Raw genomic sequence first — 23550 nt, 5'->3', positions numbered from 1 at the left:
ACGGACAGTATAGATGAGAATGACGAATGTAACGCGAAATATAGGTATTGGCTTTACTTTAGCTATCGCTTTACAATTTTTTGGTGTTATTGGCGAAACCCATGCCGAAGGTCTTTCAGACGGAAACCGCATGCCGGTGCTGTTTGATGCGCAGGAGCGGTTTCCGGGCGGCGATCTTTCTTCCGTGCCGCGGATCAGGTTTCTGATGTCGGTTGATTTTCCACCGTTCAATTTTACCGACCAGGAGGGCCGGCTCGCGGGTTTCCATGTGGATCTGGTGCGTGAAATCTGCGCCCAGCTGAAGGTGGAAAGCAAGTGCCAGGTGCAGGCATTGCCGTTTGACGAGCTGGAGGCGGCCCTGGAAATGGGCGAAGGCGAAGCGGTGATTTCCGGCATTGCCACCACCGCTGACCTGCGCAAGAGTTTTACCTTCTCGCGCCCTTATCTGCTGTTGCCCGCCCGTCTTGCGGTCAACAAGGCTGCGAAGTTCTCCGGCTCCGGCGCCGATGCATTGTCGGGAAAAAAGGTGGGGGTTGTCGCGGGTTCACGGCATGAACAGATGCTCAAGGCATTTTTCCCGAAAGCCACCCCAGAGGGTTTCGAGGGCCACGAACCCATGTATGCAGCCCTGAAGACAGGCAAAGTGGACGCCATCTTCGCTGACGGCCTGCGCCTGCCTTTCTGGATTTCGGGGAGCGCCTCCGAAGGCTGCTGTTCTCTCTTCGGCGGGCCTTATATGTCCGACAGGTTCCTCGGCGAAGGCCTTTCCATCATGGCCGTCGATCCGGATAACGTGCTTGTGCCGGCCTTTGATCAGGCGCTTGCCGCACTTTCCCGCAACGGCCGGCTGGAAGAAATCTACCGCCGTTATTTTCCCTATGGGCTCTACTAGAACATTCGGAAAAACGGCGTAGCGATTTGACGCTCGGAAAAGGCGCCGAAGGCGATAGTTGGGTGTCGATCCGATTCAGATCGCCTGGGGCGTTCTCATTCTATTTCGCCGGGGCAAAAGCCTCGTCACTGCGGCGCAATCGCAAAAGCGCGATCCATACCGCAGCGGCAATGGCGGTCTCCACCATGAAATAGCTGCCGATCGTTCCTGAAATGCTGAAAGACCAGGTCGCAAGCGCGACGACGACGGAACCGATGAGGTTCCCGCTGTTCCATATCTTGGCGCGAATATCCTGCCGTCCGGATGCGCCGAGCGCTTCAAGCGCCGTTGCCGCAACAGCCATGGGTATCACCGCCCAGCAAAGAACACGGGTGATGACGGGCAGGGAAACATATTCGTCACCGAACAGGAGGGGCAGGAATGGTGCGATGATGAAGATCGCCAATGCGCTGCCGGCTGCGATGACAAGGGCGGCCTTCAGCACATTATAGGCGCGTTCTATCGTCTTGCTGATGCCCTGCAGGGCGGCGGAAGCCGAACCCGGATAGATCAGGCGGTTAAGCGCCTCAACGGAGAGATAGGAACTGTCGAGAATCCGCCGGGCAATGGAATAGCTGCCCAGAACCTCGGCGCTGGCAATGGCGCCGAGAACCAGAATATCGGCATTGCCGCGCACGGCCTTGAACAGGAACTGCGTGGAAAACAGAATGCCGATGCGGATTTCATCGCGCACGATCCGGAACACCGGCCTGCCGAGCCTGCTGATCGCCTTCACGGAAATTACGGCGGCAATGGTGTGGGCGGCGAGGTTCCACAAGGCCCAGGCCTCTACCGTTTCCACCTTGAAGACGAGACAGGCGACCACGGCGGCAATCGTGCGGGCAACGGCAAACATCACTTCCAGCTTGTTGGCCGAGGCGAAGTCGGAATGGGCGATGAAGCTTTGTGTGGAAAGCGAAATAACCTTCAAGAGAACGAGGTTCGTGATGAGGATCAGGAAGGTGGTGATGAGCGTGTGCAGCAATGTTTCCGAGGTCGGGAAAAACACCGGAATCGTTACCATGCCGATGATGGTCAGCACCACGCCTGTCGCGGCACTCAAAAGGTAACTGTGGCCGAGCATGACGGGAAACATGCTGCGATCCTGCGCCACGCGGCGGATGAGCGATTCCTGCGAGCCGATGCCGCAGATCTGCACACCGAGATTGGTCACGGCGGTAATCGAGGCGTAAAGCGCGAATTGTTCGACACCGAGATGGCGGGCGAGCAGGGCAAACGTCAAAAGCTGGGCGGCGCTGGACATCAGCAGTGCCCCGCCGGATGCCATGTAGGTCAATCCCAGTCTGACTAGATGGCCGAACCGCGGCGTATTCAACGACACCTCATTCTCCATGTTTTTTCGACATTGCCGGGCAAGTTCAAGAATGATCGCCCGGCCTTGCAATATTTCGCGAACTGAAAAAGCCGGTAATCGGCCAGTAACCTGAATGCCAATAACCTGAATGAATGGCAGTTTCTCCTGTCTTAGCCTTCTTGAGGTAAGAGAGGGTTAAAGCAATTGCACAATAATGATGATAATGACCGTTTATGGTTATTTGGACATGGCCCGGTTTCATAAGGGTTTTGTTGTTCGTCACAAGGCAGGCCAATGATCCGATTTTCCGCTCCCGATGCAGGCGACCATGCCGCGTTTTGCTGATACGCAGTCCATTTCTGCGGAAAGCAGCGCCATGTCCCTTTCGGGCGGCCGCCGCGACGCGATTTTTTTCGTCGTCACGATGCTCTATATCTGGATTTCTGTGGCGCCTTTCGAGAGCCTTGCGGTGCCGCCGGTCCCGCGCGCCGCCGCAAACCAGCTGACCGGGCTGGTGATTGCGTTGATCCTGCTGGTATTTGCCCTGCGTCACCGGCTGACGGGGCTTTTGCTGCGGCCGCGTCTGCCTATCCTGCTGCTGTTTTCCTGGCTGGTGATTTGCTCGGTGCTCGGCACGCAGCCAGGCACCTCGCTGCAGCGGCTGATCTTTACGGCGCTGCTGTGCTTCATCACCAGTGTCCTCGTCGTCATGCCAAGGGACCGGCGGCAGTTCGACCGGATGATGGCCATCTTCGCCATCATTCTTTTGGCGCTTTGTTATTTCGGGGTGATCTTCCTGCGATCGCGCGCAATCCATCAGCACTTTGATCTCGATGAAAAAGCGCTGGCGGGTGACTGGCGCGGCATCTTCAACCACAAGAACGCCGCCGCGCCCGCCATGATCATTCTTTTCATGGTCGGGCTTTATCTGCGTAACGCCTGGTCAACGGTCGGTGGTATTGCGATCACGCTGCTGGCGGGGTTCTTCCTCTGGAAAACCAACGGGAAAACCGCCGCGATGCTGCTGCCCGTCACCATCGCGCTGATCTGGATCATGGAAAGACATGCCGGCCGGACATTGCTGATGATCGGCGGCCTCCTCACGTTCCTCAACATCCTTGCGGTCGGCTCCACTTATTTTCCAAGCATACAGAATCTGGTCGAAAGCCTGGGCATCGATTCCACCTTCACCGGGCGAACGGACATATGGCGCCTGTCCTTCGACACCTTTGCGCAGTCCCCGATCTTCGGGCAGGGTTTTCAGGCGTTCTGGACGAGCGACCGGCTTCTATCGCAGGCCGATATTGCCGGCACCTGGGCAATCACGGCCTTTCATGCCCATAACGGTTATATCGAAAGTCTGCTGAATGGCGGCCTGCCGGCTTTCATCCTCACAGTCATATGGCTCGTCATCATTCCCGCAAATGATTTTCGCACGGCGGTGGACCGCGGCACGGACCCGGCTTTGACGCGGCTTTTTGGACGAATCTGGGTGTATGCCTTACTTTCTTCGTGTCTTGAGAGTAATTTCTTTACCGGAACCGGGCCTATCTGGTCGTCTCTTCTGATCGCAATTTATTGTTTGAGGCATCAGGCTTACGACATACTTGAACAGGGGCAGTAATTTGTTGACAGGCCGGGGGGCTGTGTATGACGCAAAAAATCGGAACGCTTGCAGACCGGGTCAATAACCGGCTGGTGCGGTATTTTCCGGGACCGGCGGTGCGGATCGAAACATCTCAGCCGATCGTCTCCTTCACATTCGATGATGTTCCGGCGAGTGCCTGGACGAAGGGTGCCCGCATTCTGGAGGATGAAGGCGTTCTCGGGACGTTTTACATTGCGGGCGTTTTTATCGACCGGCACGATGAACAGCAGGAGATGATTTCCGCAAAAGGCTGTTCAGAGCTTGCAGCGGCCGGCCACGAGCTTGCCTGCCACACCTATTCCCACCGCAAACTGTCGAGCTTTTCACGGCGCGGGCTTGAAGAAGATTTCGACCGCAATGATCGCGTGCTCGGATCGTTCGACGAGAAACGGCACAGGCAGAATTTCTCCGTTCCTTTCGGCATGGCGTCGCCAATCATGCAGCCCCTGTTGCGGCGCCGGTTCAGAACCACCCGCGGCATTATGCCCGGCATCAACCGCGGCAGCGTCGATCCGCATAATCTTGCCGCCGTCGAATTACGGTCGGATCAAAATTATCTCGATGCCGCTGACCGCTGGCTGGAGGATGTTTTGCAAAATGGCGGCTGGCTCATCATTTTCACCCATGATGTTTCGACCACGCCAAGCTTTTACGGTTGCCCGGAAGAGAGGCTTCAGAGCCTCGTTCGCCGGGCGACGTCCGGAGGGGCGAAAGTCATGACGGTGGATGCCGCCGCAAATGCGCTTGGTCTCTGAACATATATTGCGTTGGGTATAGCGTCAGCGGCTCTTTACCCGCGCGCTTACTGGCTGGCCCAGATGATGCGAGCGATCCATTCCACATCGGCCATGTCGAAGCTGCGGTTGGGATGTTCGGGGTTCAGCGACAGAAGCTCGATGTTCTTGGGGCTTTGCCGTGCCAGCACCTTGGCCATCACTTCACCGTCGCGACTTTTCAGCACCACACGGTCACCGCGCCGTACCTGCGCGCCCGGTTCCACGATGAGGATATCGCCGTCGCGGTAAAGCGGCATCATGCTTTCGCCCTGCACTTCCAGTGCGTAGACGCCCTGTTTTCGTTCGGGAGAAGAAGGGAATTCCACCACATCCCAACCCTGACCCGCCGGAAAACCGCCATCATCGAAAAAACCGCCGGAACCGGCCTGCGCAAAACCGAGAAGCGGAATGGCGTTGTCGGCACCGGAAGGCTGCATGGTCTGTGCCTTGCCGAAAGCGTAGCCGAAAAACTGATCGACACTCGCCCCCGTTGCCTCCAGCACTTTTGATACGGATTCCGTCGAGGGCCAGCGTTTGCGTCCGTCCGGGCCGAAACGCTTCGACTTGTTGAACGAGGTGGGATCGAGACCGGCACGTTTTGCCAGTGCCGATGGTGTCAGCTCATGACGCTTGGCTAGCGTATCGATGGCGCTCCAGATCGTCTCGTGTGAAAGCATGATAGAAAGCCCGCAGATGGAGCCGGTGGCGGAAAAGCTCCTGTCGTTTACCCATAGGAATCTAGACTATATCCAGCCTGGAGTAAAGAAAGGAAAGGAATAAAATCCTTATCTCATGCCACCATGGCCGACATATTTATCTTGGCGAGCTGGATGACGGCCTGCGTGCGGCTGTCTACCTTGAGCTTTAAGAGGATCGCTGAGACATGTGCCTTGATCGTGGCTTCCGAAACATTCAGCTCATAGGCGATCTGCTTGTTTAGCAACCCTTCGGCAAGCATGCCGAGAACCCGGCTCTGCTGCGGCGTCAGCGTTCTGAGTCGACCGATGAGATCGGCGACGTCCGAATCCTGTTCCTTTTCGCCTTGATGACCCGCCGGTATCCAGACATCGCCTTCCAGCACCGCGCGGATACCATCGCGGATATCATCGATACCGGAGGATTTGGAAATGAAACCGGAAGCGCCAAGCTCGATGGATCGGCGGATGGTGGTGGCATCGTCCGTTGCCGAAACGATGACGATCGGCAGGCTGGAAAATTCTGCCCTGAGCGCCATCAGGCCGGAAAATCCGCTAACTCCCGGCATGGCAAGATCGAGAAGCATCAGATCGGCGTCGTTGCGTGCCGTTGCAGCACTTCGGGCGGCTTCGAAATCTCCCGCTTCCACAATGGTCTGCTGCCCGTCAAGACCGGATACGGCCTGTTTGAGGGCGCCGCGAAAAAGCGGGTGATCATCTGCAATAATAATGACAAGTTCCGACATTCTGGCCCCCTCCCAAGGGCGTTATGCGGTTCTTTCGCGGGTACTGGTGCACTCCCTTGCCGGCGGTCGAAACGCACCCGGCTCCTCCGCTCAAGGTTGCGCCAATCGCTTGCGCATTACAAGAAAAAGCTTGTGGAGAGGTGGCCTTTGAAGCTCTCCGCAATAAAAATGCCGTGGAAACTGTGGACAATCTTCGAGCTTTGCGGCAAATCCCGCTGAGTGGAAAGCCTTGGAGAGCCCTATGCATGAAACGCCCGCGATCATCTATAAAATCGTGCCGGAGACGTTGTGGAGTGCAGCCAGGGCAAAAGGCGTGTTCGAAGGTGCGGCTATCGACCTGACGGACGGCTTTATTCATTTTTCGACGGCAAAACAGGTGGCCGAGACCGCCGCGCGGCATTTTTCCGGCCAGGTCGATCTGCTTCTGATTGCAGTCGACGGCGCAGCGCTGGGCGACAAGCTGGTCTATGAACCCTCCAGAGGCGGTGATCTTTTCCCCCACCTCTATGCCCCGCTTCCCCTGAGTGCCGTGCTTTGGGCAACGCCGCTCTCACTCGATCATGATGGCCAGCACCAGTTTCCGGAGATTTTATGATGAGCGGATTATTTTCCTCGATCGGCCGCAAGGGCCTGTTTCTGGTCGATCCGGAAAAGGCGCATGGACTGTCGATCGCCGCGCTGAAAAGCGGCTTTCTGCCCACCTGCATGGTGCCGCATGATCCGCGCCTGCAACAGACGGTTGCCGGTCTCGTTTTTCCCAATCCGCTCGGCATGGCGGCAGGTTATGACAAGAACGCCGAAGTGCCGGGACCGCTTCTGCGGCTCGGTTTCGGCTTCACGGAAATCGGCACTGTCACGCCGAAAGCGCAATCCGGCAATCCGAAACCCCGTATCTTCCGTCTGGTCGAGGATGAAGGCGTCATCAACCGCCTCGGTTTCAACAATGAAGGCCATGCCGCGGCGCTGGAGCGCCTGAAGCAAGCGAGCTTGCGCGGCATCGTTGGCGTCAATATCGGCGCGAACAAGGATAGCGAAGACCGCATCGCCGATTATGTGCAGGGCATAGAGGCGTTTTATTCGGTCGCATCCTATTTCACCGTCAATATTTCTTCGCCCAATACGCCCGGCCTGCGCGACCTGCAGGCGCGCGAAAGCCTTGCCGCACTTCTCGTTGCGGTGCTGGAGCGCCGCAAGGCGCAGACTGAGCGCTTTGGCAAACGCATTCCTGTCTTTCTCAAGATCGCACCCGATCTGACCGAGGAGGGAATGGATGACGTTGCAGAAGAAGCGCTCGCCCATGATCTCGATGGCTTGATCGTCTCCAACACCACGCTCTCACGCGAAGGCCTGCGGCCCGGCCCGCACAAAGGCGAGACCGGCGGCTTGTCCGGCAAGCCGTTGTTCGAGCTCTCGACCACGGTTCTCGCCAAGATGCGCCGCCGCGTCGGCGGCAACCTGCCGATAATCGGTGTCGGCGGCGTCTCGTCTGCGGAAACCGCGCTGGAAAAGGTAAGGGCAGGGGCCGATCTGGTGCAGCTCTATTCCTGCATGGTCTATGAGGGCCCCGGCCTGCCGTCGACCATCGTCAAGGGCCTGTCGCAGCTGGTCGCCCGTGAGGGTGTGCAGTCTATTCGTGACCTGCGCGACAGCACGGTAGACCGCTGGGCTGACCGCAAGCTCGGCTGAGTGGACGATTTACCGAAAAGGCGCTCAAACCTGTCATCCGTCATCCTCGGCTCCGCGCTGAGGATCTAATCACATCGAATAAAATCAATTGGTTGCAGATTCTCGGGGCAGGTTCGAGAATGACGTCGTGGTTTATGTCGGCGTTTGCTGTTCATCGGATGACGCAGGCGTGTCTGGCAAAAATGAGAAGCCGCTTTCAGTCGGTAAGCGCGCTCAACATCCTTTCTGCGCGAACTAGTTGGTCCTCGTTGAGACGGGAGAGTCTGGTCTGAATCTTCGAAAGGATGCGCGTCCTGTCGCTATCCGTCGTCACGATCAGCCCGACGCCGAAAAAGACGACCTCCGGCACATCCAATATTTCCGATAGCTTCTCTATCGTCATGAAGGATGGCGAGGCGTTGCCACGCTCGATCCTGCTGATCATCTCGGCCGACAGCGATACCTTCTCGGCAAGCTCCGCCTGCGTCAGGTGTTTCGCCTTACGGAGATTACGCAGATTTGTTCCGAATATAACTGCAAGTGGCACGCCATACCTCCGACCTTACATTCGGAGGCGCGTCCTAGTAAAAGAAGGAATTAATATTACGATGTGAAAATAATTCGTAATATAATTACGATTTTTAGGATTTATTCTAAATAATACTTTGTTACTCCTACGGTTTATCTTATCTAAGACTACGGAGTGTTCGATGGTCTATCCGATTTATTGGTCGCGAATTATGGTCGATTTCCTTCTGCTCATTTGGAAATGGCTGGCAATTGCTGCGGCGGCATCGCCAATCTTCTTTGCCGTCTGTTGGATCCTGTGGGAGGCCGTGCTCCTGCCGCGTTTCACTCCCCGTGCAGAAATCGAAGGGATTGCCGAGCAGGTGATGCGGGATCACCCCAATGACCCAGAAGAATGGGCGCTGATGGAAGAATATGCGGCCTGGCACCGCAGCCGGAGCTTCGAACAGGGGAAATGGCGGCGTGTCCGCAAGGCGATCAATCGGAGACTAAGGGCTGGTGACGGGTTGTCCGCTGGCTGAAGAAAACCCGAAGGTTGAGGTGGTAAGCTGGTTAAGAGAAGTGCTTATTGCACTGCGCTCTCCTCATCCCTGTGCTTGTCACAGGGATCCAGCCAGCCCAAGTCCTTGGGCTGAAAGGACTCTATCCGCCGCGCAGACGCGCGTCGGCTGGATTCCTGTGACGAGCACAGGAATGAGGGTCGCGAGGGTAGCCCAAAACTCCACCTGTATCTCAGGCGCAGAGCACCATCGCCCAATAGGGCCGGTTGCGGCTGGCCGCGTCATAGGCCACCGCAACGCCGAGACCATTATAGGGCCCGAGCATGTTTTCGAGGTGATGTTGCGAGCCGATCCAGGCCTTGACCACACGCTCGACGCTGTCCTGCCCGGCGGCCACGTTTTCCGCCGCCGGAAGCGGAACCTTGCCGTCCTTCATGCGGATGAGGAAGCTGTCGGTGAGGCCGATCAGATGCGCCATCTTCTGCGCCTTGACCATGCGGCCGGCTTGATAAGCGGCAGCGCCGCTTGCCGCACCATTAATTGTAAGCGGCGAAAGCCCCTTCGAGCGGCGCAGATCGTTGACCATCGGCAACGCGGCCGCCGTCTCATCGCGGGTGCCTGATGGCATTCCCTTGTTGGTGGGCATGGAAACGCAGGCGGAAAGAACGGAGCTGGCGGAAATCAGCACGAAGCCGCGCCGGGAAAGCGTCTGAAGTGATGATGTATTGGTCATGTCAGCGGCGATAGCTCAGAAGGCGCAGGATGATGAAAACGGGAATGACGATCGTGGCCCCGAGGATCAGATAGTCGCCGATTGCGCCCAGCGCATGGAAACCGCTGCGCCACAGGTCGACGACGAAATCGCGCGCGCTATAGATGATGTTCCACGGCGTCAATCCGAAGATCGCCATCAGAAAACCGACGAGCAGCGAAACCACCAGCAGCTTCACCACGGTGCGGGCCACCGTATCACCCAGCATTTTGTTGACCTCACCGGCCATCAGCAAGTCTCCTGTTTTGTCCTGACATATGAAACGGACCGCTTCGATGCAAGTTTTCACGCATTATATCGCGCCATATCAGTCAATTCCACGCGGGTGCCATGAAATAGGACTTGAGTTTTTTTATGGCTTGATAAATGACAGCCGGCATCTTCTCAGGAATCATTGATGGCCCCAAACCAGTTTTCTTCCGGTGACGTCATTGCCGACCGCCGGGCGGACTATGCCCGCATGTTGGCGGAAGGCGGTGATTATCCCGCCGCCGCCGAACTTATGGAACAGGCGCTTGAACTTGCGCCACGGTGGACGGCGGGATGGTTTCGCTTCGGAGAATATCTCGAAAAGGCGGGCGAGACCGCAAAAGCGGTGGCGGCTTATGAGAAAGTCGCCGAGCTGGATAGGGAAGGGCTGTTTGCAGCCGAACTGAAACTTGCGGTTCTCGGCGCCGCGGAAACACCCGAGCAGCCGCCGAGCCGTTATGTGGAAGGGCTGTTTGACGATTATGCCGACCGCTTCGAAACCTCGCTTGTTGAGAAGCTGGATTACAGCGTGCCGCAAAAACTGGCGGAACTGATCGGCAGGCAAGCGAAAGGCGGCATCTTCGACACCGTTGTCGATATCGGCTGCGGCACCGGTCTCCTTGGCGTCGAAATCCGCTCCCTCGCAAAACGGCTAGAGGGGTTCGATATTTCGCAGAACATGCTGGCCAAGGCCGAGGAAAAGGGTCTTTACGATCATCTCGACCAGGCCGATCTTTCGTTGGACGAAGAGACCTCGGGACTGTTCACCCCGGCACTTGCGCAACATCGCGCCGATCTCGTCGCCGCTGCCGACGTGATGATGTATCTGGGCAGTCTTGAAACCGTCATGCCGCTCGTTTCCGCCCTGCTCAAGCCATCAGGCTTTTTTGCCTTTTCGGTGGAGGATGCGGGAGATGAGCAAGGGTTCGTCCTGCGGGAATCCCTTCGTTACGCCCATTCCAAAAGCTACGTGACCGACCTTCTTGAGCGGACGGGCTTTTCCCTCATCGAAATCCGCAAAACCACCATTCGCAAGGATGCCGGAAAACCCCTTTCCGGCATTCTCTTTCTTGCACGCGCCAGAGGCTGAACATTCCGTTTCTTGCCTTTTTCACGATAGGTCAGCGTTGCTTACATATCCATCTTGATCCGGTATTTTTTGCAGTGCAAAATATGCCGGAAACCTGAGGGAAAAAGCGTGAGCAGAACGAGAAGCGTTTACGGCATGTGGAGTTCAGATCCGGCCAAACATGCGCCGGTGGAAGACGTGCAAGGCATTGTTACCGGTGCCATCGTCTCGGCGCTCGGTTTTTATCTCCTGAACAAGGTCGGCCTTTTGACCGGCGGCACCGCCGGCGTCGCCTTCCTCATTCATTATGCCTTCGGCGTCAGCTTCGGCCTCCTGTTCTTCCTCGTCAACCTGCCCTTTTATTATCTGTCCTTCCGCCGCCTCGGTCTCGCCTTTTCGTTCAAGACCTTCATCGCCATCGGCCTTGTTTCGGTGCTGACGGAAGTGGAGGCGCGCTGGATGGTCATCGACAGCATCAATCCGCTTTGGGCGGCGCTGCTTGGCGGTCTGCTTCTGGGCTATGGGCTGCTGGCGCTTTATCGCCATCGCGCCAGCCTCGGCGGTATCGGCATTCTGGCCATCTATATTCAGGACCGCTTCGGCATCCGCGCCGGTCTTATCCAGCTGGCTTTCGATGCCTTTGTCATGCTCTGCGCTTTTCTCGTCATCGATCCCGCCACCGTGGTCTATTCGATTGTCGGCGCTTTCGTTCTCAACATATTCCTCGCCATCAATCACCGCTCGGACAGATACATCGTCGTGCGTTAAGCTGAGCGCTTGAAATTCGTCGGGCTTGGGCGCAATAGCTGGGCAAGGTGGGGCCAGGTCTGGCAAGTCAGGGGAAAATGCATGGACGATACCAGTGCGCGCAGGCGATTGAATCTTTGGACGTCGGCGCCCGATCGCCATTCGCTGCTGGAAGATGCGCAGGCCATTCTGGCGGGCAGCATGCTGATTTCGCTCGGCGTCACGTTGTTTTCCGCCGCGGGCCTTCTCACCGGCGGTGTGGTGGGTCTCGCATTTCTGGCGCATTATGCCAGTGGCTTCAGCTTCGGCGCTCTGTTTTTTCTCGCCAATTTGCCGTTTTATTATCTCGCCTTCCGCCGTCTCGGCCTCGCCTTCACCATCAAGACATTCTGCGCCATCGCCATGACGGCACTGCTTTCCGAATATATGCCGGGCTTTTTCGCGTTTGAGAGCATCAATCCGATTGCAGCTGCACTTTTCGGCGGACTGACGGTTGCCGCCGGCATGCTGGCTCTGTTTCGCCACCGCACCAGCCTCGGCGGTTTCGGCATATTGGCGCTTTATCTGCAGGATCGTTTAGGCTGGCGTGCCGGCCTCGTGCAGCTCGCCTTTGATGGCATGGTGCTGGCCTGCTCCTTCTTTGTCGCGACGCCTTTTGTCATCCTCTGCTCCATCTTAGGCGCGCTGGTCATGAACCTCACGCTTGCCGTCAATCACAGAAACGACCGCTACATCGCCATGTAGCGGTCGCCCGATTTCGATTGAGTAATTCAGGCCGCCTTGGCTGCCGCATCCACCGGGTGCTGCGAGCGAAAACCCACGGCGATGCGGTTCCATGTATTGATGGCGCCGATGGCAACCGTGATCTTCACGATATCCTCATCGGAGAAATGCGCCTTCAGCGTTTCGAAGGCATCATCCGGCGCACCGGTTTCGGCAATCCTGGTCACCGCATCCACCCAGCCGAGCAGCGCCCGCTCCTGTTCGGTATAAACGGTCGATTCCCGCCAGACGCTCATCAGATTGATCCATTGTTCGGCAAGACCGTCATGGCGGCTTTCCTTGACATGCATGTCCACACAGAAGGCGCAGCCGTTGATGATCGAGGCGCGCAGCTTGATGAGGTGAACGAAGCGGCGCTCAAGGCCGCTGCTCTGGACGTAGTTTTCCAGCGCCATCACGGCCTTGAAGGCTTCGGGGGATGCTTTGGCATAGTTGATACGGGTTTTCATCGGTCTCTCCAGTGATTGGGGTCTATTTAAGGGCATGCAGTATCGGCCCGGAAAGCTGTCAGGCTCACCGGTATTGGCTTGGCAGGTCTGTCGGTGGTTCTGTCTTTTCGGGTCTCAGCGCGTCATCGTCTTGCGCTCGTTCAACTCCAGAAAGGCGCAGCCGCGCGCGGCAATCCCGCCATCGTCATTGGCGGCAAGGTCACCCAGAATGTCGGCGATGCTGGTTTTGGCAAGTTCCGCGCGGTAGACCTTCTCCGCTTTCAGCATCGCGGCATTGATGCCGCAAGGCTTGGTGAAATATCGTCCCGGCAAGGGGTTCGGCCCCCGCTGGCGGATTTCCGCACAGCGAAAGGCTGGCTGCGGTCCTTCGACAGCCAGCACGATATCGAGCAGCGTGATCTTGTCGGTTGCCCGGGCCAGACGGTAACCGCCTTTCGGACCCGGTACGGTGGCGACAATTCCCGCGCTGGACAGTGATTGCAGGTGCTTCAGGAGATAGCTCGTGGAAACGCCGTGGAATTCCGCCAGCGCCGCTGCGGACAGCACGCCGCCTTCGGAAAGTCCCGCCAGCATGCCTACGCTGTGAATGGCCTGTTCTACGCCGTCGCCGAGTTTCATCGGTCTTTCCCATGTCCTGTTGCTTCAGTATCGTGGATATTATTTATCCATGATTATGGTTTCCTGTCAAGCGGCAGTGTTCCGCCCTTCTTTTTTGCAGCTTTTTCACTACCTTGAAGGCGTGAAACACACCGAGTCTCCCACTTCCGGCACGCATGTCGGCACCTTGCCCCTTCCATTCCAGAAATGGTTTGCTGAAAAAGGGTGGTCTCCGCGCGCACATCAATTGGAGTTGATGGCGCGGGCGCGGGGCGGTGAAAACATGTTGCTGATTGCGCCGACAGGTGCCGGCAAGACGCTGGGCGGCTTCATGGCCTCGCTCACCGATCTGGCGGAACGCGGCAAGGTGCCGGCGGGCTCCGGTTTCGTCGGCGTGCACACGCTTTATATCTCGCCGCTGAAGGCGCTGGCGGTGGATATCGAGCGCAACCTCACCAAGCCAGTCTTCGAAATGGGCCTGCCGATTTCCATCGAAACGCGCACGGGTGACACACCGCAGGCCAAACGTCAGCGCCAGAAGGTCAAGCCGCCCGATATTCTGCTGACCACGCCCGAGCAGGTGTCGCTGCTGCTTGCCAACAAAGAGGCTGAACGGTTTTTCCGCGACCTGAAATATGTGGTGCTGGACGAGCTGCATTCACTCGTCACTTCCAAGCGCGGCCATTTGCTGTCGCTGGCACTCGCCCGGGTGCGCAGGCACGCTCCGCACGTGCGCTTTATCGGCCTTTCCGCCACCGTGGCGGAGCCGATGGATCTGCGCCGTTACCTCGCACCGCAGGGCCAAGGCGAACCGCCTGCCGGTCTCATCACGGTCGAAGGCGGGGCAAAACCGGATATCGCCATTCTGCAGACGGAAGAACGCATCCCATGGTCGGGCCATTCGGCAAGCTATGCCATGAAGGATTTGTATCCGGCGCTGAAAGAGCACCAGACAACGCTGATCTTCGTCAACACCCGCTCCCAGGCGGAGAGGATTTTCCAGGAGCTCTGGACCATCAATGACGACAATCTGCCCATCGCGCTGCATCACGGCTCGCTGGATGCCGGCCAGCGCCGCAGGGTGGAAGCGGCCATGGCGGAGAACAAATTGCGCGCCGTCGTCGCCACCTCCACGCTCGATCTCGGCATAGACTGGGGCGATGTTGATCTCGTCGTGCATGTCGGCGCGCCGAAGGGGGCGAGCCGCCTTGCCCAGCGCATCGGCCGTGCCAATCACCGAATGGACGAGCCGTCAAAAGCGATACTCGTTCCCGCCAACCGTTTCGAGGTGATGGAGTGCCGGGCAGCACTTGATGCAAACTACATCGGCGCACAGGATACGCCGCCGATCGCCGAAGGCGCGCTCGATGTTCTCGCCCAGCATGTGCTCGGCATGGCTTGCGCCGAACCTTTCGATGCCGACGAGCTCTATCGTGAAGTAACGAGCGCTTCGCCCTATGCGGATTTGCCGCGCGCCACCTTCGACCGGGTGGTGGATTTTACCGCGACAGGCGGTTATGCGCTGCGCACCTATGAGCGCTACGCCCGTATCCGCCAGATGAAGGATGGCCGCTGGCGCGTCTCCAATCCTGCGGTTGCGCAGCAATATCGCCTGAACCTCGGCACCATCGTCGAGGCGGCGGAACTGAATGTCCGCATGGTCAAGCGCAATGCCAGGGGCACGGTCGGCCGCGGCGGCATGTCACTCGGTAAGGTCGAGGAATATTTCCTCGAACAGCTGGTGCAGGGCGATACATTCCTGTTTGCCGGCAAGGTGCTGCGCTTCGAGGGTATCAGGGAGAGCGAATGTCTGGTGTCGCAGGCCTTCTCCATGGATCCGAAAATTCCCTCCTATGCCGGCGGCAAGTTTCCGCTTTCCACCTACCTCGCGGATCAGGTGCGCTCCATGCTTGCCGATCCTGCCCGCTGGCACGCGCTTCCGGATCAGGTGCGCGACTGGCTGGCGATCCAGAAGGAAAAATCGATCATTCCGAAGCGCGACGAGTTGCTGGTCGAGACGTTCCCCTTTCGCAAGCGCTTCTTCATGGTCATGTATCCCTTCGAGGGACGGCTGGCGCACCAGACGCTCGGCATGCTTTTGACGCGGCGGCTGGAACGGGCCGGCGCAAAACCCATGGGTTTCGTCGCCACCGATTATTCGCTCGCCATCTGGGCCATGGAAGATATCGGCAGACGGCTGAAATCACGCCGCCTGTCGCTGGCAGACCTTCTTGATGAGGATATGCTGGGCGATGATCTGGAGGCGTGGCTGGATGAATCCTTCATGCTGAAGCGCACTTTCCGCAATTGCGCCGTCATTTCCGGCCTTATCGAGCGCCGCCATCCCGGCAAGGAAAAGACCGGCCGGCAGGTTACGGTCTCCGCCGATCTTATTTATGACGTTCTTCGCAGCCATGAGCCGGACCATATCCTGCTGGAAGCGACACGGCGCGATGCGGCGGCGGGGCTTTTGGATATTGGCCGTCTTGGCGATATGCTGAAGCGAATCAAGGGTCACACCACCCACCGCGCGCTGGAGCATGTCTCGCCGCTTGCCGTTCCGGTCATGCTGGAAATCGGTCGCGAGACGGTGGCGGGCGAGGCGATGGACGATGTGCTGGCCGAGGCCGCCGACGAATTGATCGCCGAGGCCATGTCCTGAAACGGCGGACTGGAACAAGGGAACGAAGGTAAGTGTTGAGCCGGCTGACACTGAGCGACCGATTTTCGAACGGCTTCGAATGCCTTGGCAGCGAAACCGCCGTGAATGGTGTCGCCGCCTGGTGCGATCCTTTGGGCGGGCTTTACCTGCCGGACCTGTCGCTGCTCGTGGTCTCCGACCTGCATCTGGAAAAGGGTGCCGCCTTCGCCCGGCGCGGGCGCATGCTGCCGCCCTATGACACCATCGCCACTCTAAAAATCCTGTCCTCCCTCGTCAGCCGCTATGATCCGAAGATCGTCGTCAGCCTCGGCGACAATTTCCACGACCGCGTCGGGTCAGAGCATCTGTCGCCCATGTTGCGCGAACTCATCCGCGAGATGGCGCATGGCCGCGAATGGATATGGATCAATGGCAACCACGATCCTGATGGCACGGTCGATCTGCCGGGCTCTTCGGTGGACGAGATGTTTTACGGCAATCTCACCTTCCGCCACGAGCCGAAGCTGGGTGATGCCGCCGGCGAAATCGCCGGGCATCTGCATCCCTCCGCCACGGTTCGCCGTCGCGAAAAGACGGTCCGGCGGCCCTGCTTCGCCACGGATGGCGCGCGTCTGTTGATGCCGGCTTTCGGGGTGATGAGTGGCGGGCTGGATTTGCGCCACAAGGCCATGCGTGGCCTGTTCGATCATGCGGCGCTCGTCGCGCATCTGATGGGACGGGACCGCATCTATTCGGTACGGTTCTCAAATCTGCTCGGCTGAGCGTATCAGCGCCGTTATCTCTCTGTTTTTACGCATTGTCCGGACGTAAAACCGCTACGCGCTTTTGACGGAAATGCTCTATTGCCGATAAACCAGCACCGGTATCTTCGAATTCTTCAGCACCTTGGCCGTGACGCTGCCGAGCAGCATCTCGAGGAAGCTCCTGCGCCGGTGTGAGGCCATGGCGATGAGGTCGCAGCCGGTCCTGTCGGCAATTTCGATGATCGCCTCGTCCGGTCGTCCCGCCCGCGCCAGCAGCGCCTCGCAATCCAGCCCCATCGACGCCGCATGCGCCTGGGTGTCCCTGAGAAGATGCTCCGCCTCCTCGCAACGGTGGAATTCTTCTTCGGCAATGGCGGCAATGTCTTCGACGTCGCTCGCAATCACGTGAAAGGGTTCCGATACCGTCACGACGGTCACCTTTGCGCCTGCCTCCCTGGCGAGAGCGAACCCTTGGTCGATTGCGATCTGCGCCAGCGGCGAGCCATCGGTGGGAATGAGAATGTGCTTGAACATGACATTTCTCCTTTTCATCCCGGTCACAACCGCGCTGGCCGCCACTGTCTGGGTGCGAGGTTGTAACGTCTTGAATTTTACCGCAAACCGTTAAAGGAAGCGAATGCTATCTTTGCCGCTGCGGGCGGCAAACGCTCTCTTTTTCGCGATGAAAAAGCGGTCAGTCCTTGCGGAAGATGATGCTGGCACCCCAGCCGGTCACGACGGCCAGCAGAACGCAGAGCGCGCCGTAGGCAAGCGGCGTCTGATGCGCGGCATCGGTGATGGCCTGTTCCATGCCCGTCTTGACGACACGCAGTTTCAGCTCGCGCTGGGCGATGAACTTGCCGCTCTTGAACAGATAGGCACGGGCCGTGTGCACGCCGTTCGGCACGTTGGCGGGCAGGCGAAGCGTCGCCCAGAACAGACCGGTGCGCTCAAGTCTCACCCCGGTCGTGTCATTGCGATAGATGCCGCTGGAAAGCTTCAGGCGCCGATAGGCCTCCTGAAAATCGAAGACATTATCGGGTACGCCGGAAAACACCGCGCTTTTGAGCGACAGATGATCGACGCCCAGCCCCATGGCCCGCAAGGTGCCGGGCGAGGCGATATCCGTTATGTCACGCGTGCTGGCCATGGAATAGGATTCCGGCAACGGCGTGAAGGTGATCGCACTGGTATTGATCCAGATGCCCGCAACACGCTGCTTCTTGCGCACAGTCATATAGTCGGTCGGCCCTTCGAGCGTGACGACAATGTCATACTGGCCGATCGCCAGCAGCAGCTGGTCGGTATTGTTCAGCGCGCCGAAGAGGGTGAAATCCGCACCGCGAAAATCGGAGGCGATGGGAATTTCCGTCGTCGATGCGCCGATTTCGATATTTTCCAGCAATGACCGCTGCTGCGTACCGGGAGGCAGGGCAAGCGGCGGCGTCTGTGCGGAGGCCATACTCCCAAAGGCAAGGCAGGGTAAGATCAGAAGGGCGGCGATGAGCAGGCGAGAGGTCAATAGCCCAGCCCTCCCACGGCAACCGAAAACAGGTCTTCCGGACGCACCACCAGCGAGACCGCAAGGCGAAGGGCGACCGCGAGGACAAGAAGGGCAAGAAGCGCGCGCAACTGTTCGCCGCGCAGTTTCTGCCCGACGCGCACGCCATATTGCGCGCCGATGACGCCCGCCACCATCAGGATGAAGGCCAGCACCACATCGACGGAATAGTTGGTCGCCGCCTGAACGATGGTCGTATAGGCGGTCACGAAAATGATCTGGAACAGCGATGTACCGACGACGACATTGGTCGGGATGCGCAGAAGATAGATCATCGCCGGCACCATGATGAAACCGCCGCCGACACCCATGATCGAGGTGAGGATACCGATGCCGAAACCAAGGGTGACGATCGGAATGATGCTGAGATAGATCTTCGATTTCTTGAACCGCATCTTCAGCGGCAGGCGATGCACCCAGTTGTGATGGCCCGGCCGGCGCAGCGTTACCGTTTCGTTGCGGGCGGCGCGGCGCAGCGCTGAAATGCTCTCCTTCAGCATCAGCCCGCCAACGGTGCCGAGCAGGATGACATAGAGCAGCGAAACGATGAGATCGAGCTGGCCGATGCTGCGCAGGAAGGAGAATATCCACACACCGACCGTCGCCCCGACCAGGCCGCCAACAAGCAGCACACTGCCGAGCTTGATATCCAGCGTGCCGCGCCGGAAATGGGTGATCGAGCCGGAGACCGAAGAGGCAACCACCTGGTTAGCACCCGTCGCCACGGCCACCACTGGCGGGATATTGTAGAAAATCAACAGCGGGGTGATCAGAAAGCCACCGCCCACGCCGAACATTCCGGAAAGAAAACCGACGGCCGCGCCCATGCCGAGAATGATGAAAATGTTCACCGACAGTTCTGCGATCGGCAGATAGACAGTCACGGCTCGGACCTCGGGCAAATGGTTCCGGGCGGCAGGGCTTGTCCGGGTGAGGGGGCCGCGCCGCGATTTACACTTTCTGTCTGAAAAGACCGGGCATGGCCCAGCCTTCATCCGTCATGCCCGCGAGGGCCTGACCTGTCAACATTCAACGGTAAATACGTTGATAATTTGGAAAGATAGCGGCTGTGTGTCGATGGCCAGTCACATTCCTGCGCCGAGTGGTGCGAAAGCGGCCAAGGGGGCCGCTTCACGGGTTCCGGAAGGCTTACTTGTTGCGGGCAAGCAGCGCAGTCACCAGTTCGTTGGTGATGCGCCCGTCAGGTGCCTGGCCGACGGATTTCTGGAAATCCTTGATGGCGGTGACAGTGTTCTTGCCGAGCTTGCCATCCGGCTGACCGGCATCGAAACCGTTCTTGTTCAAGATCGCCTGAATGTTGCGGATCGCCTTCTCCATGTCCACGGAGGCGGTCTTCACACCTTCCTTGCCAGCCCATTCTTCAGGCGGGTTGACGCTGTTGGTGTCTTCCGAAAGCGGCTTGACCTTCCATGCGTCCACCTTGGCCTTGGCGCTCTGAAGCTGCTGCGGGTTCATGGCTCCCGCAACTTCGTCACGTTTCTGGGCGGCGTCCGCGTCGCCATCCTTGGCGGCAATCGCGAACCACTTGTAGGACTCCTCGATATCCTGCTTCACGCCGCTGCCGCGGGCATAGAGAATGGCGAGGTTGAACTGGCTGTCGCGCACGCCGAGTTCCGAAGCCTTGATGAACCATTGCGCCGCAGCGGTGAAATCCGGCTGGCCGGCCGCGTCGGACGCGAGCAGGACCGCGAGATTGTGCATGGCGCCGGCATTGCCCTGTTCAGCGGCCAGCGTGTAGTAGCGCTTGGCCTCGGAAAGGTTGCGCTCCACACCGTTCGCCTTCTCGTAAAGATTGGCAAGACGGTATTGCGCAGGCGCCAGGCCACGATCCGCCGCCAGCTTGTACCATTTCGCCGCTTCCGCACGGTCGGCGGTAACGCCACGACCTTCGGTATAACGTGCGGCGATCTCAAACAGCGCCTGCGTTTCGCCCTTGGCGGCCGCATCGGCCAGTGATGCGGGCTCGATGCCGGCGGGAACCACGATTGCGTCCTGCGGTGGAACAACGGTGGTGACAGTTTGCGTCGGAGCCTGCGGTTCGCTCTTTGCGACTGTGTCTGGCGTTGTCGGATCCACCACCGGCGCATCGGCAACCGGCGGCTCGTCTGCGAGCGGTGCGCCGCCAATGGTACGGGTATCGATGCTGTTCTGCGCCGGCGCATTATTCTCGATGCTGTCGGCCGATGCCGCCTGCTCGGGATCGATGGCGAGATCGGAGGGGATGGTCACGGCCTTGTCGCCGGTTTCAGGAAGTGCCGAGACCGGTGCATTGTCGATCTTCTGCTCGATAACAGGTGCCGGGGCTTCCGCGCCGCCGATCAGCGTCTTGACGAGCGGCATGGCCATCATGGCGAGAAGAATGGCGCCGATACCAAGCAGCAGCGGGCGACGATAGCGCGACAGCGCCGAAGCGTCGGCCTTACGGCTCTTCTTGCCGGTTTCGAGTTTCTCCGGCGATGTTTCCATGGCCGCAGCCTGTGCTGCGCGGCGGGCGGCGGCAATGAAATCCGTCCGTCCTTCAGCATCTACGGCCTTGCCGCTGGCAGCCACCTGGCTGGCGCGCACGCGTTCCAGTATCTTCTTGATGTCAGGTGCGCCCGAGCCCGGCTCCAGAAGTTCGTTTTCCTGGCCTGCGGGCAGAACGTCGATCGGGTCGAGCGACGGGGCCGGCTCCACCTGCGTGCGGGCAGAGGAGGCCGAGACCGGCTCTTCAGCGGTTTTGACGGTCTTTGCCGTGCTGGTCTTGAACCGTTTCGTCAGGCCGGCAAGCAGGCTCTTCTTTTCCGCCTTGGCGGGCTTTGCGGCAGCAGGCGGCACAACGGCCATCGCATCCGCTTCGTTTTCGTCGGCGTCGAGAATGGCCTGTTCTTCAGCGATATAACCTTCTTCCGGGAAGATGGCGGCTGGCATCGCCACTTCTTCGCGGGCGGGCGTGACCATAGGCTGCGCGACCCTGCGGGGCGCGGCCTCTTCGCGGTAGGCGGGACCGTTGTCCAGGCTGTCGAGACGGCCGGCAATCTGCACCAGCGTCTCATGCAGCGCCTCAAAAGTGCGATGCGTGCGCTCTTCGGTATTGCGGCTCAAGGCTTCGAGGCTGCGCAGATCGGTTGCGAGATCGGTCAGCATCGTCATGTCGGCGAGGTTGGCGCCCGCTGAGAGATTGTTGCGCGTATAGGCGTCCAGAACCGCTTCGGCAGCCTGCCGTGCAGCTTCGATGATATATTCATCGTTAGACGCCATATAGTCCTCGATCGCCGCCATGCGGGCATCGAGTTCCGGGGACATGCCTGCCGCCTGCATCTGCATCGGCTGGCTGATCAGCGTCGAAAGATGGGCGATCTGGTTTTCGAGGCTCGTGAGCGCGCCGCTATCGGCGGGGGCGGCATGGGCGGTCTCGTCGAGACGCGCCGCGATATTGCCGAGCCGCTCTTCCAGGCGCGAAAAGGCGCTTTCACTGAGGCCCGATGCCGGCTGCGGCTGGCTGTAGCGATAATCCAGGTCTTCAATGCGGCGCGACAGCGTATCGAGCCGTTCTGCCAGACCGTCATTGACGGCGCCATGATCCAGCGCATCGATCTTGCGGGAAATGTCGCTGAGGAAGGATGTCAGTTCCGCCTGCTGCGAGGGGCGCTGCGACCGCTCCAGCAGCAGCGAAAGCTGGTCCAGCCGCTCATGCAGCTGGGCGGCGTCGCGGGCGGTGCTGAGTTCGTCGATCTTGCCGGACAGCGCTTCAAGGCGGGCAGTCAGGTCCATCGCCGGCTCGGGTTTGGCGGCGGCAAGGCGGTTGATGTCGCCGAGCTGTTCGGCAAGGCCGTTCAAACGGGTTTCCAGCCGCTGCGCCAGCGCATTATCCGTCGCCTGCGTGTTGGAGCGGGTATTGGTCGCGGCAATGGCACGGCTGATTTCGTCCAGCCGCTGGTCGAGACCGGAAAACTGTTCGGTAAAGGCGGCCTCATTGGGCTTCATATGCTTACCGAGCTGCTCCACGGCGCTGGCAATCGCAATCAGCTTTTCCTCGAGGACACGCACGGCCGGATTGTTGCTCATGCCGCCAAGCTGGGTCTTGATGTCATCGAGACGATAGGCGAGCGACACGATCTCATCCTGCAATGAGTTCGTATCAAAACCGCGCAACGTGTCTTCCACATTGTTCCAGCGGCTTTCGATCCGGTGCACGCTGTCTTCGCGCGCAAGCTGGTCGATGGTGAGGCGCAGGTCCTCGAACTCGTTGCGCAGCCCGTAGGCGTCAGGAGATGCGAGGTTGCCAAGCTGGTCGATGCTGCCCGCAAGCCGGGCGATGTCGTCGCGCAGATCGCCGATGAACTGCTGATCTTCCGCCACCGCGCGGATATTGCGGATTTCTGCGCGCAGCCCCTGCGCTTCGCGGGCCACGCCCTCGGAAATATCGTGCTTCAGCTCGTGGCGAAGGTTGACGAGCGCCTGCGCGATCTCCTGCAGGGCGGCGTCATTACGCTGCGGTTCCTGATAGGGCGGAATGGAACGTGCGCGCGGACCGGGGTTGGCCGCCGCGTTCTGAACGTTCGGCCGATATTCCGGTGCAAGTGGGCGGGTAATTGTCCGTTCCGGACGCGCAACGGGTTCCTGCGGGCGCTGGAAGCTCGCCTCGAGAAGGCGCTGGCGCTGGCGGATTTCGTTGACGGGGTCAAGTTGCGGCGGGGTAACCGTGGCGCGTGGTTCGCGGGGCGCGGCATAAGCCTCGCCTTTCGGCTCGGGCGCGGGGCTCGGGCGCGGCTCGCGCGGAAACTTCTGGCTCATCAGCCCTTCAATACGGGCTTCAAGGCCTTCAATGGTGCGATTGAGAGCATCAAGAGACGACCTGTCGCTTGGCTGTTGGTTATTCGATCGCAATCCGTTCATCTTCTCGCTCGCTTCGCTTCCGCCCGCTATGCCCGGTTGTTGTCGCGACGTTGCCTGCCTGTGCAAGCTGTCGCTGCAACATGCAGCAATTCCAGAGCCGGTATTCGCCCCCTTGGAGGAAAATGCGCCGATGAACGAAGCAGTTACCTCTTGTCGGAGAATTCACGAAACGTGGTAAAGAAGTGGTTAACTATGGTTGGAATTTTTTAACTTTT

23 protein-coding genes are annotated in these 23550 nt (G+C 59.1%); 11 read left to right on the top strand and 12 right to left on the bottom strand.

Features of this window, described 5'->3' with window-relative positions:
* Positions 1-130: 130 nt before the first annotated feature.
* Positions 131-892, top strand: a complete 762-nt coding sequence (locus ACQZ5F_RS11195) for a transporter substrate-binding domain-containing protein (RefSeq protein ID WP_225339502.1) — start codon at positions 131-133, stop codon at positions 890-892.
* A 100-nt stretch (positions 893-992) separates the two neighbouring features.
* Here the strand turns inward: ACQZ5F_RS11195 and uppX are convergent, their stop codons facing one another.
* Entirely contained in the window at positions 993-2285 is a 1293-nt protein-coding gene (gene uppX, locus ACQZ5F_RS11190) for a Wzx-type polysaccharide biosynthesis protein UppX (protein WP_225245453.1), read from the bottom strand.
* A 289-nt stretch (positions 2286-2574) separates the two neighbouring features.
* Here uppX and uppY point away from each other — a divergent pair, with 289 nt between their 5' ends.
* On the top strand, positions 2575-3870 hold the full coding sequence (gene uppY / locus ACQZ5F_RS11185) for a Wzy-type polysaccharide biosynthesis protein UppY (protein ID WP_225339501.1): 1296 nt from the start codon (positions 2575-2577) through the stop codon (positions 3868-3870).
* Between the two features lie 26 nt (positions 3871-3896).
* The gene (locus ACQZ5F_RS11180) at positions 3897-4649 is read left to right on the top strand and encodes a polysaccharide deacetylase family protein (RefSeq protein ID WP_046800521.1); all 753 of its coding nucleotides are present in this window, start codon (positions 3897-3899) and stop codon (positions 4647-4649) included.
* Positions 4650-4696: 47 nt separating this feature from the next.
* On the opposite strand, the gene ACQZ5F_RS11175 is transcribed toward ACQZ5F_RS11180, so the two are convergent.
* Positions 4697-5347: a S24 family peptidase gene (locus ACQZ5F_RS11175; protein WP_046800522.1), complete on the bottom strand. Its 651-nt coding sequence runs from the start codon at positions 5345-5347 to the stop codon at positions 4697-4699.
* A 113-nt stretch (positions 5348-5460) separates the two neighbouring features.
* The gene (locus tag ACQZ5F_RS11170; RefSeq protein WP_225339500.1) at positions 5461-6111 is read right to left on the bottom strand and encodes a response regulator; all 651 of its coding nucleotides are present in this window, start codon (positions 6109-6111) and stop codon (positions 5461-5463) included.
* A 241-nt stretch (positions 6112-6352) separates the two neighbouring features.
* Here ACQZ5F_RS11170 and ACQZ5F_RS11165 point away from each other — a divergent pair, with 241 nt between their 5' ends.
* Entirely contained in the window at positions 6353-6706 is a 354-nt protein-coding gene (locus tag ACQZ5F_RS11165; protein ID WP_448730465.1) for a DUF952 domain-containing protein, read from the top strand.
* Positions 6706-7797 (top strand): quinone-dependent dihydroorotate dehydrogenase, encoded by a 1092-nt coding sequence (locus tag ACQZ5F_RS11160; protein ID WP_052816925.1) that lies wholly within the window; start codon positions 6706-6708, stop codon positions 7795-7797. The genes ACQZ5F_RS11165 and ACQZ5F_RS11160 overlap by 1 nt, the downstream gene beginning before the upstream one ends.
* A gap of 196 nt (positions 7798-7993) precedes the next feature.
* Here ACQZ5F_RS11160 and ACQZ5F_RS11155 read toward each other — a convergent pair whose 3' ends face one another.
* Positions 7994-8323 (bottom strand): helix-turn-helix domain-containing protein, encoded by a 330-nt coding sequence (locus ACQZ5F_RS11155; protein WP_225339499.1) that lies wholly within the window; start codon positions 8321-8323, stop codon positions 7994-7996.
* 163 nt (positions 8324-8486) lie between these two features.
* Here ACQZ5F_RS11155 and ACQZ5F_RS11150 point away from each other — a divergent pair, with 163 nt between their 5' ends.
* Positions 8487-8825: a hypothetical protein gene (locus tag ACQZ5F_RS11150; RefSeq protein ID WP_225339498.1), complete on the top strand. Its 339-nt coding sequence runs from the start codon at positions 8487-8489 to the stop codon at positions 8823-8825.
* Between the two features lie 211 nt (positions 8826-9036).
* Here the strand turns inward: ACQZ5F_RS11150 and ACQZ5F_RS11145 are convergent, their stop codons facing one another.
* Both ACQZ5F_RS11145 and ACQZ5F_RS11140 read right to left on the bottom strand, forming a co-directional pair.
* Positions 9037-9537 carry a CAP domain-containing protein gene (locus ACQZ5F_RS11145; RefSeq protein WP_046800526.1) on the bottom strand — a complete coding sequence of 167 codons (501 nt, stop codon included), beginning with the start codon at positions 9535-9537 and terminating at the stop codon, positions 9037-9039.
* Position 9538: 1 nt separating this feature from the next.
* Complete coding sequence (locus tag ACQZ5F_RS11140; RefSeq protein ID WP_046800527.1) at positions 9539-9805, bottom strand: DUF6460 domain-containing protein; 267 nt, start codon at positions 9803-9805, stop codon at positions 9539-9541.
* A gap of 168 nt (positions 9806-9973) precedes the next feature.
* Here ACQZ5F_RS11140 and ACQZ5F_RS11135 point away from each other — a divergent pair, with 168 nt between their 5' ends.
* The 3 genes from ACQZ5F_RS11135 (at position 9974) to ACQZ5F_RS11125 (ending at position 12385) form a co-directional block, all read left to right on the top strand.
* Positions 9974-10915, top strand: a complete 942-nt coding sequence (locus ACQZ5F_RS11135; RefSeq protein ID WP_225339497.1) for a class I SAM-dependent DNA methyltransferase — start codon at positions 9974-9976, stop codon at positions 10913-10915.
* A gap of 135 nt (positions 10916-11050) precedes the next feature.
* Positions 11051-11662 carry a YitT family protein gene (locus ACQZ5F_RS11130; protein ID WP_137085871.1) on the top strand — a complete coding sequence of 204 codons (612 nt, stop codon included), beginning with the start codon at positions 11051-11053 and terminating at the stop codon, positions 11660-11662.
* An 81-nt stretch (positions 11663-11743) separates the two neighbouring features.
* On the top strand, positions 11744-12385 hold the full coding sequence (locus ACQZ5F_RS11125; RefSeq protein WP_225339496.1) for a YitT family protein: 642 nt from the start codon (positions 11744-11746) through the stop codon (positions 12383-12385).
* A 26-nt stretch (positions 12386-12411) separates the two neighbouring features.
* On the opposite strand, the gene ACQZ5F_RS11120 is transcribed toward ACQZ5F_RS11125, so the two are convergent.
* Positions 12412-12873: a carboxymuconolactone decarboxylase family protein gene (locus tag ACQZ5F_RS11120; protein ID WP_046800531.1), complete on the bottom strand. Its 462-nt coding sequence runs from the start codon at positions 12871-12873 to the stop codon at positions 12412-12414.
* A 114-nt stretch (positions 12874-12987) separates the two neighbouring features.
* Entirely contained in the window at positions 12988-13491 is a 504-nt protein-coding gene (locus ACQZ5F_RS11115; RefSeq protein ID WP_052816930.1) for an RrF2 family transcriptional regulator, read from the bottom strand.
* Between the two features lie 49 nt (positions 13492-13540).
* Here ACQZ5F_RS11115 and ACQZ5F_RS11110 point away from each other — a divergent pair, with 49 nt between their 5' ends.
* Entirely contained in the window at positions 13541-16132 is a 2592-nt protein-coding gene (locus ACQZ5F_RS11110) for a ligase-associated DNA damage response DEXH box helicase (protein WP_225339495.1), read from the top strand.
* Positions 16133-16164: 32 nt separating this feature from the next.
* Positions 16165-16893 (top strand): ligase-associated DNA damage response endonuclease PdeM, encoded by a 729-nt coding sequence (pdeM, locus tag ACQZ5F_RS11105; protein ID WP_046800533.1) that lies wholly within the window; start codon positions 16165-16167, stop codon positions 16891-16893.
* A 78-nt stretch (positions 16894-16971) separates the two neighbouring features.
* On the opposite strand, the gene ACQZ5F_RS11100 is transcribed toward pdeM, so the two are convergent.
* The 4 genes from ACQZ5F_RS11100 to podJ form a co-directional block, all read right to left on the bottom strand.
* A complete protein-coding gene (locus ACQZ5F_RS11100; protein ID WP_052816932.1) occupies positions 16972-17409 on the bottom strand; it encodes a universal stress protein in 438 nt (145 codons plus the stop codon).
* A gap of 160 nt (positions 17410-17569) precedes the next feature.
* The gene (locus ACQZ5F_RS11095) at positions 17570-18397 is read right to left on the bottom strand and encodes a TIGR02186 family protein (RefSeq protein ID WP_046800535.1); all 828 of its coding nucleotides are present in this window, start codon (positions 18395-18397) and stop codon (positions 17570-17572) included.
* Positions 18394-19320: a sulfite exporter TauE/SafE family protein gene (locus ACQZ5F_RS11090; RefSeq protein ID WP_046800536.1), complete on the bottom strand. Its 927-nt coding sequence runs from the start codon at positions 19318-19320 to the stop codon at positions 18394-18396. Before ACQZ5F_RS11090 ends, ACQZ5F_RS11095 begins: the two co-directional genes overlap by 4 nt.
* Positions 19321-19585: 265 nt before the next feature.
* Positions 19586-23335, bottom strand: coding sequence for a cell division protein PodJ (gene podJ / locus ACQZ5F_RS11085; protein ID WP_225339494.1), 3750 nt, complete (start codon positions 23333-23335; stop codon positions 19586-19588).
* Positions 23336-23550: the final 215 nt, after the last annotated feature.

The sequence above is a fragment of the Agrobacterium sp. 22-210-1 genome, from assembly GCF_053522525.1.
This window is presented reverse-complemented; position numbering and strand designations above follow the sequence as displayed.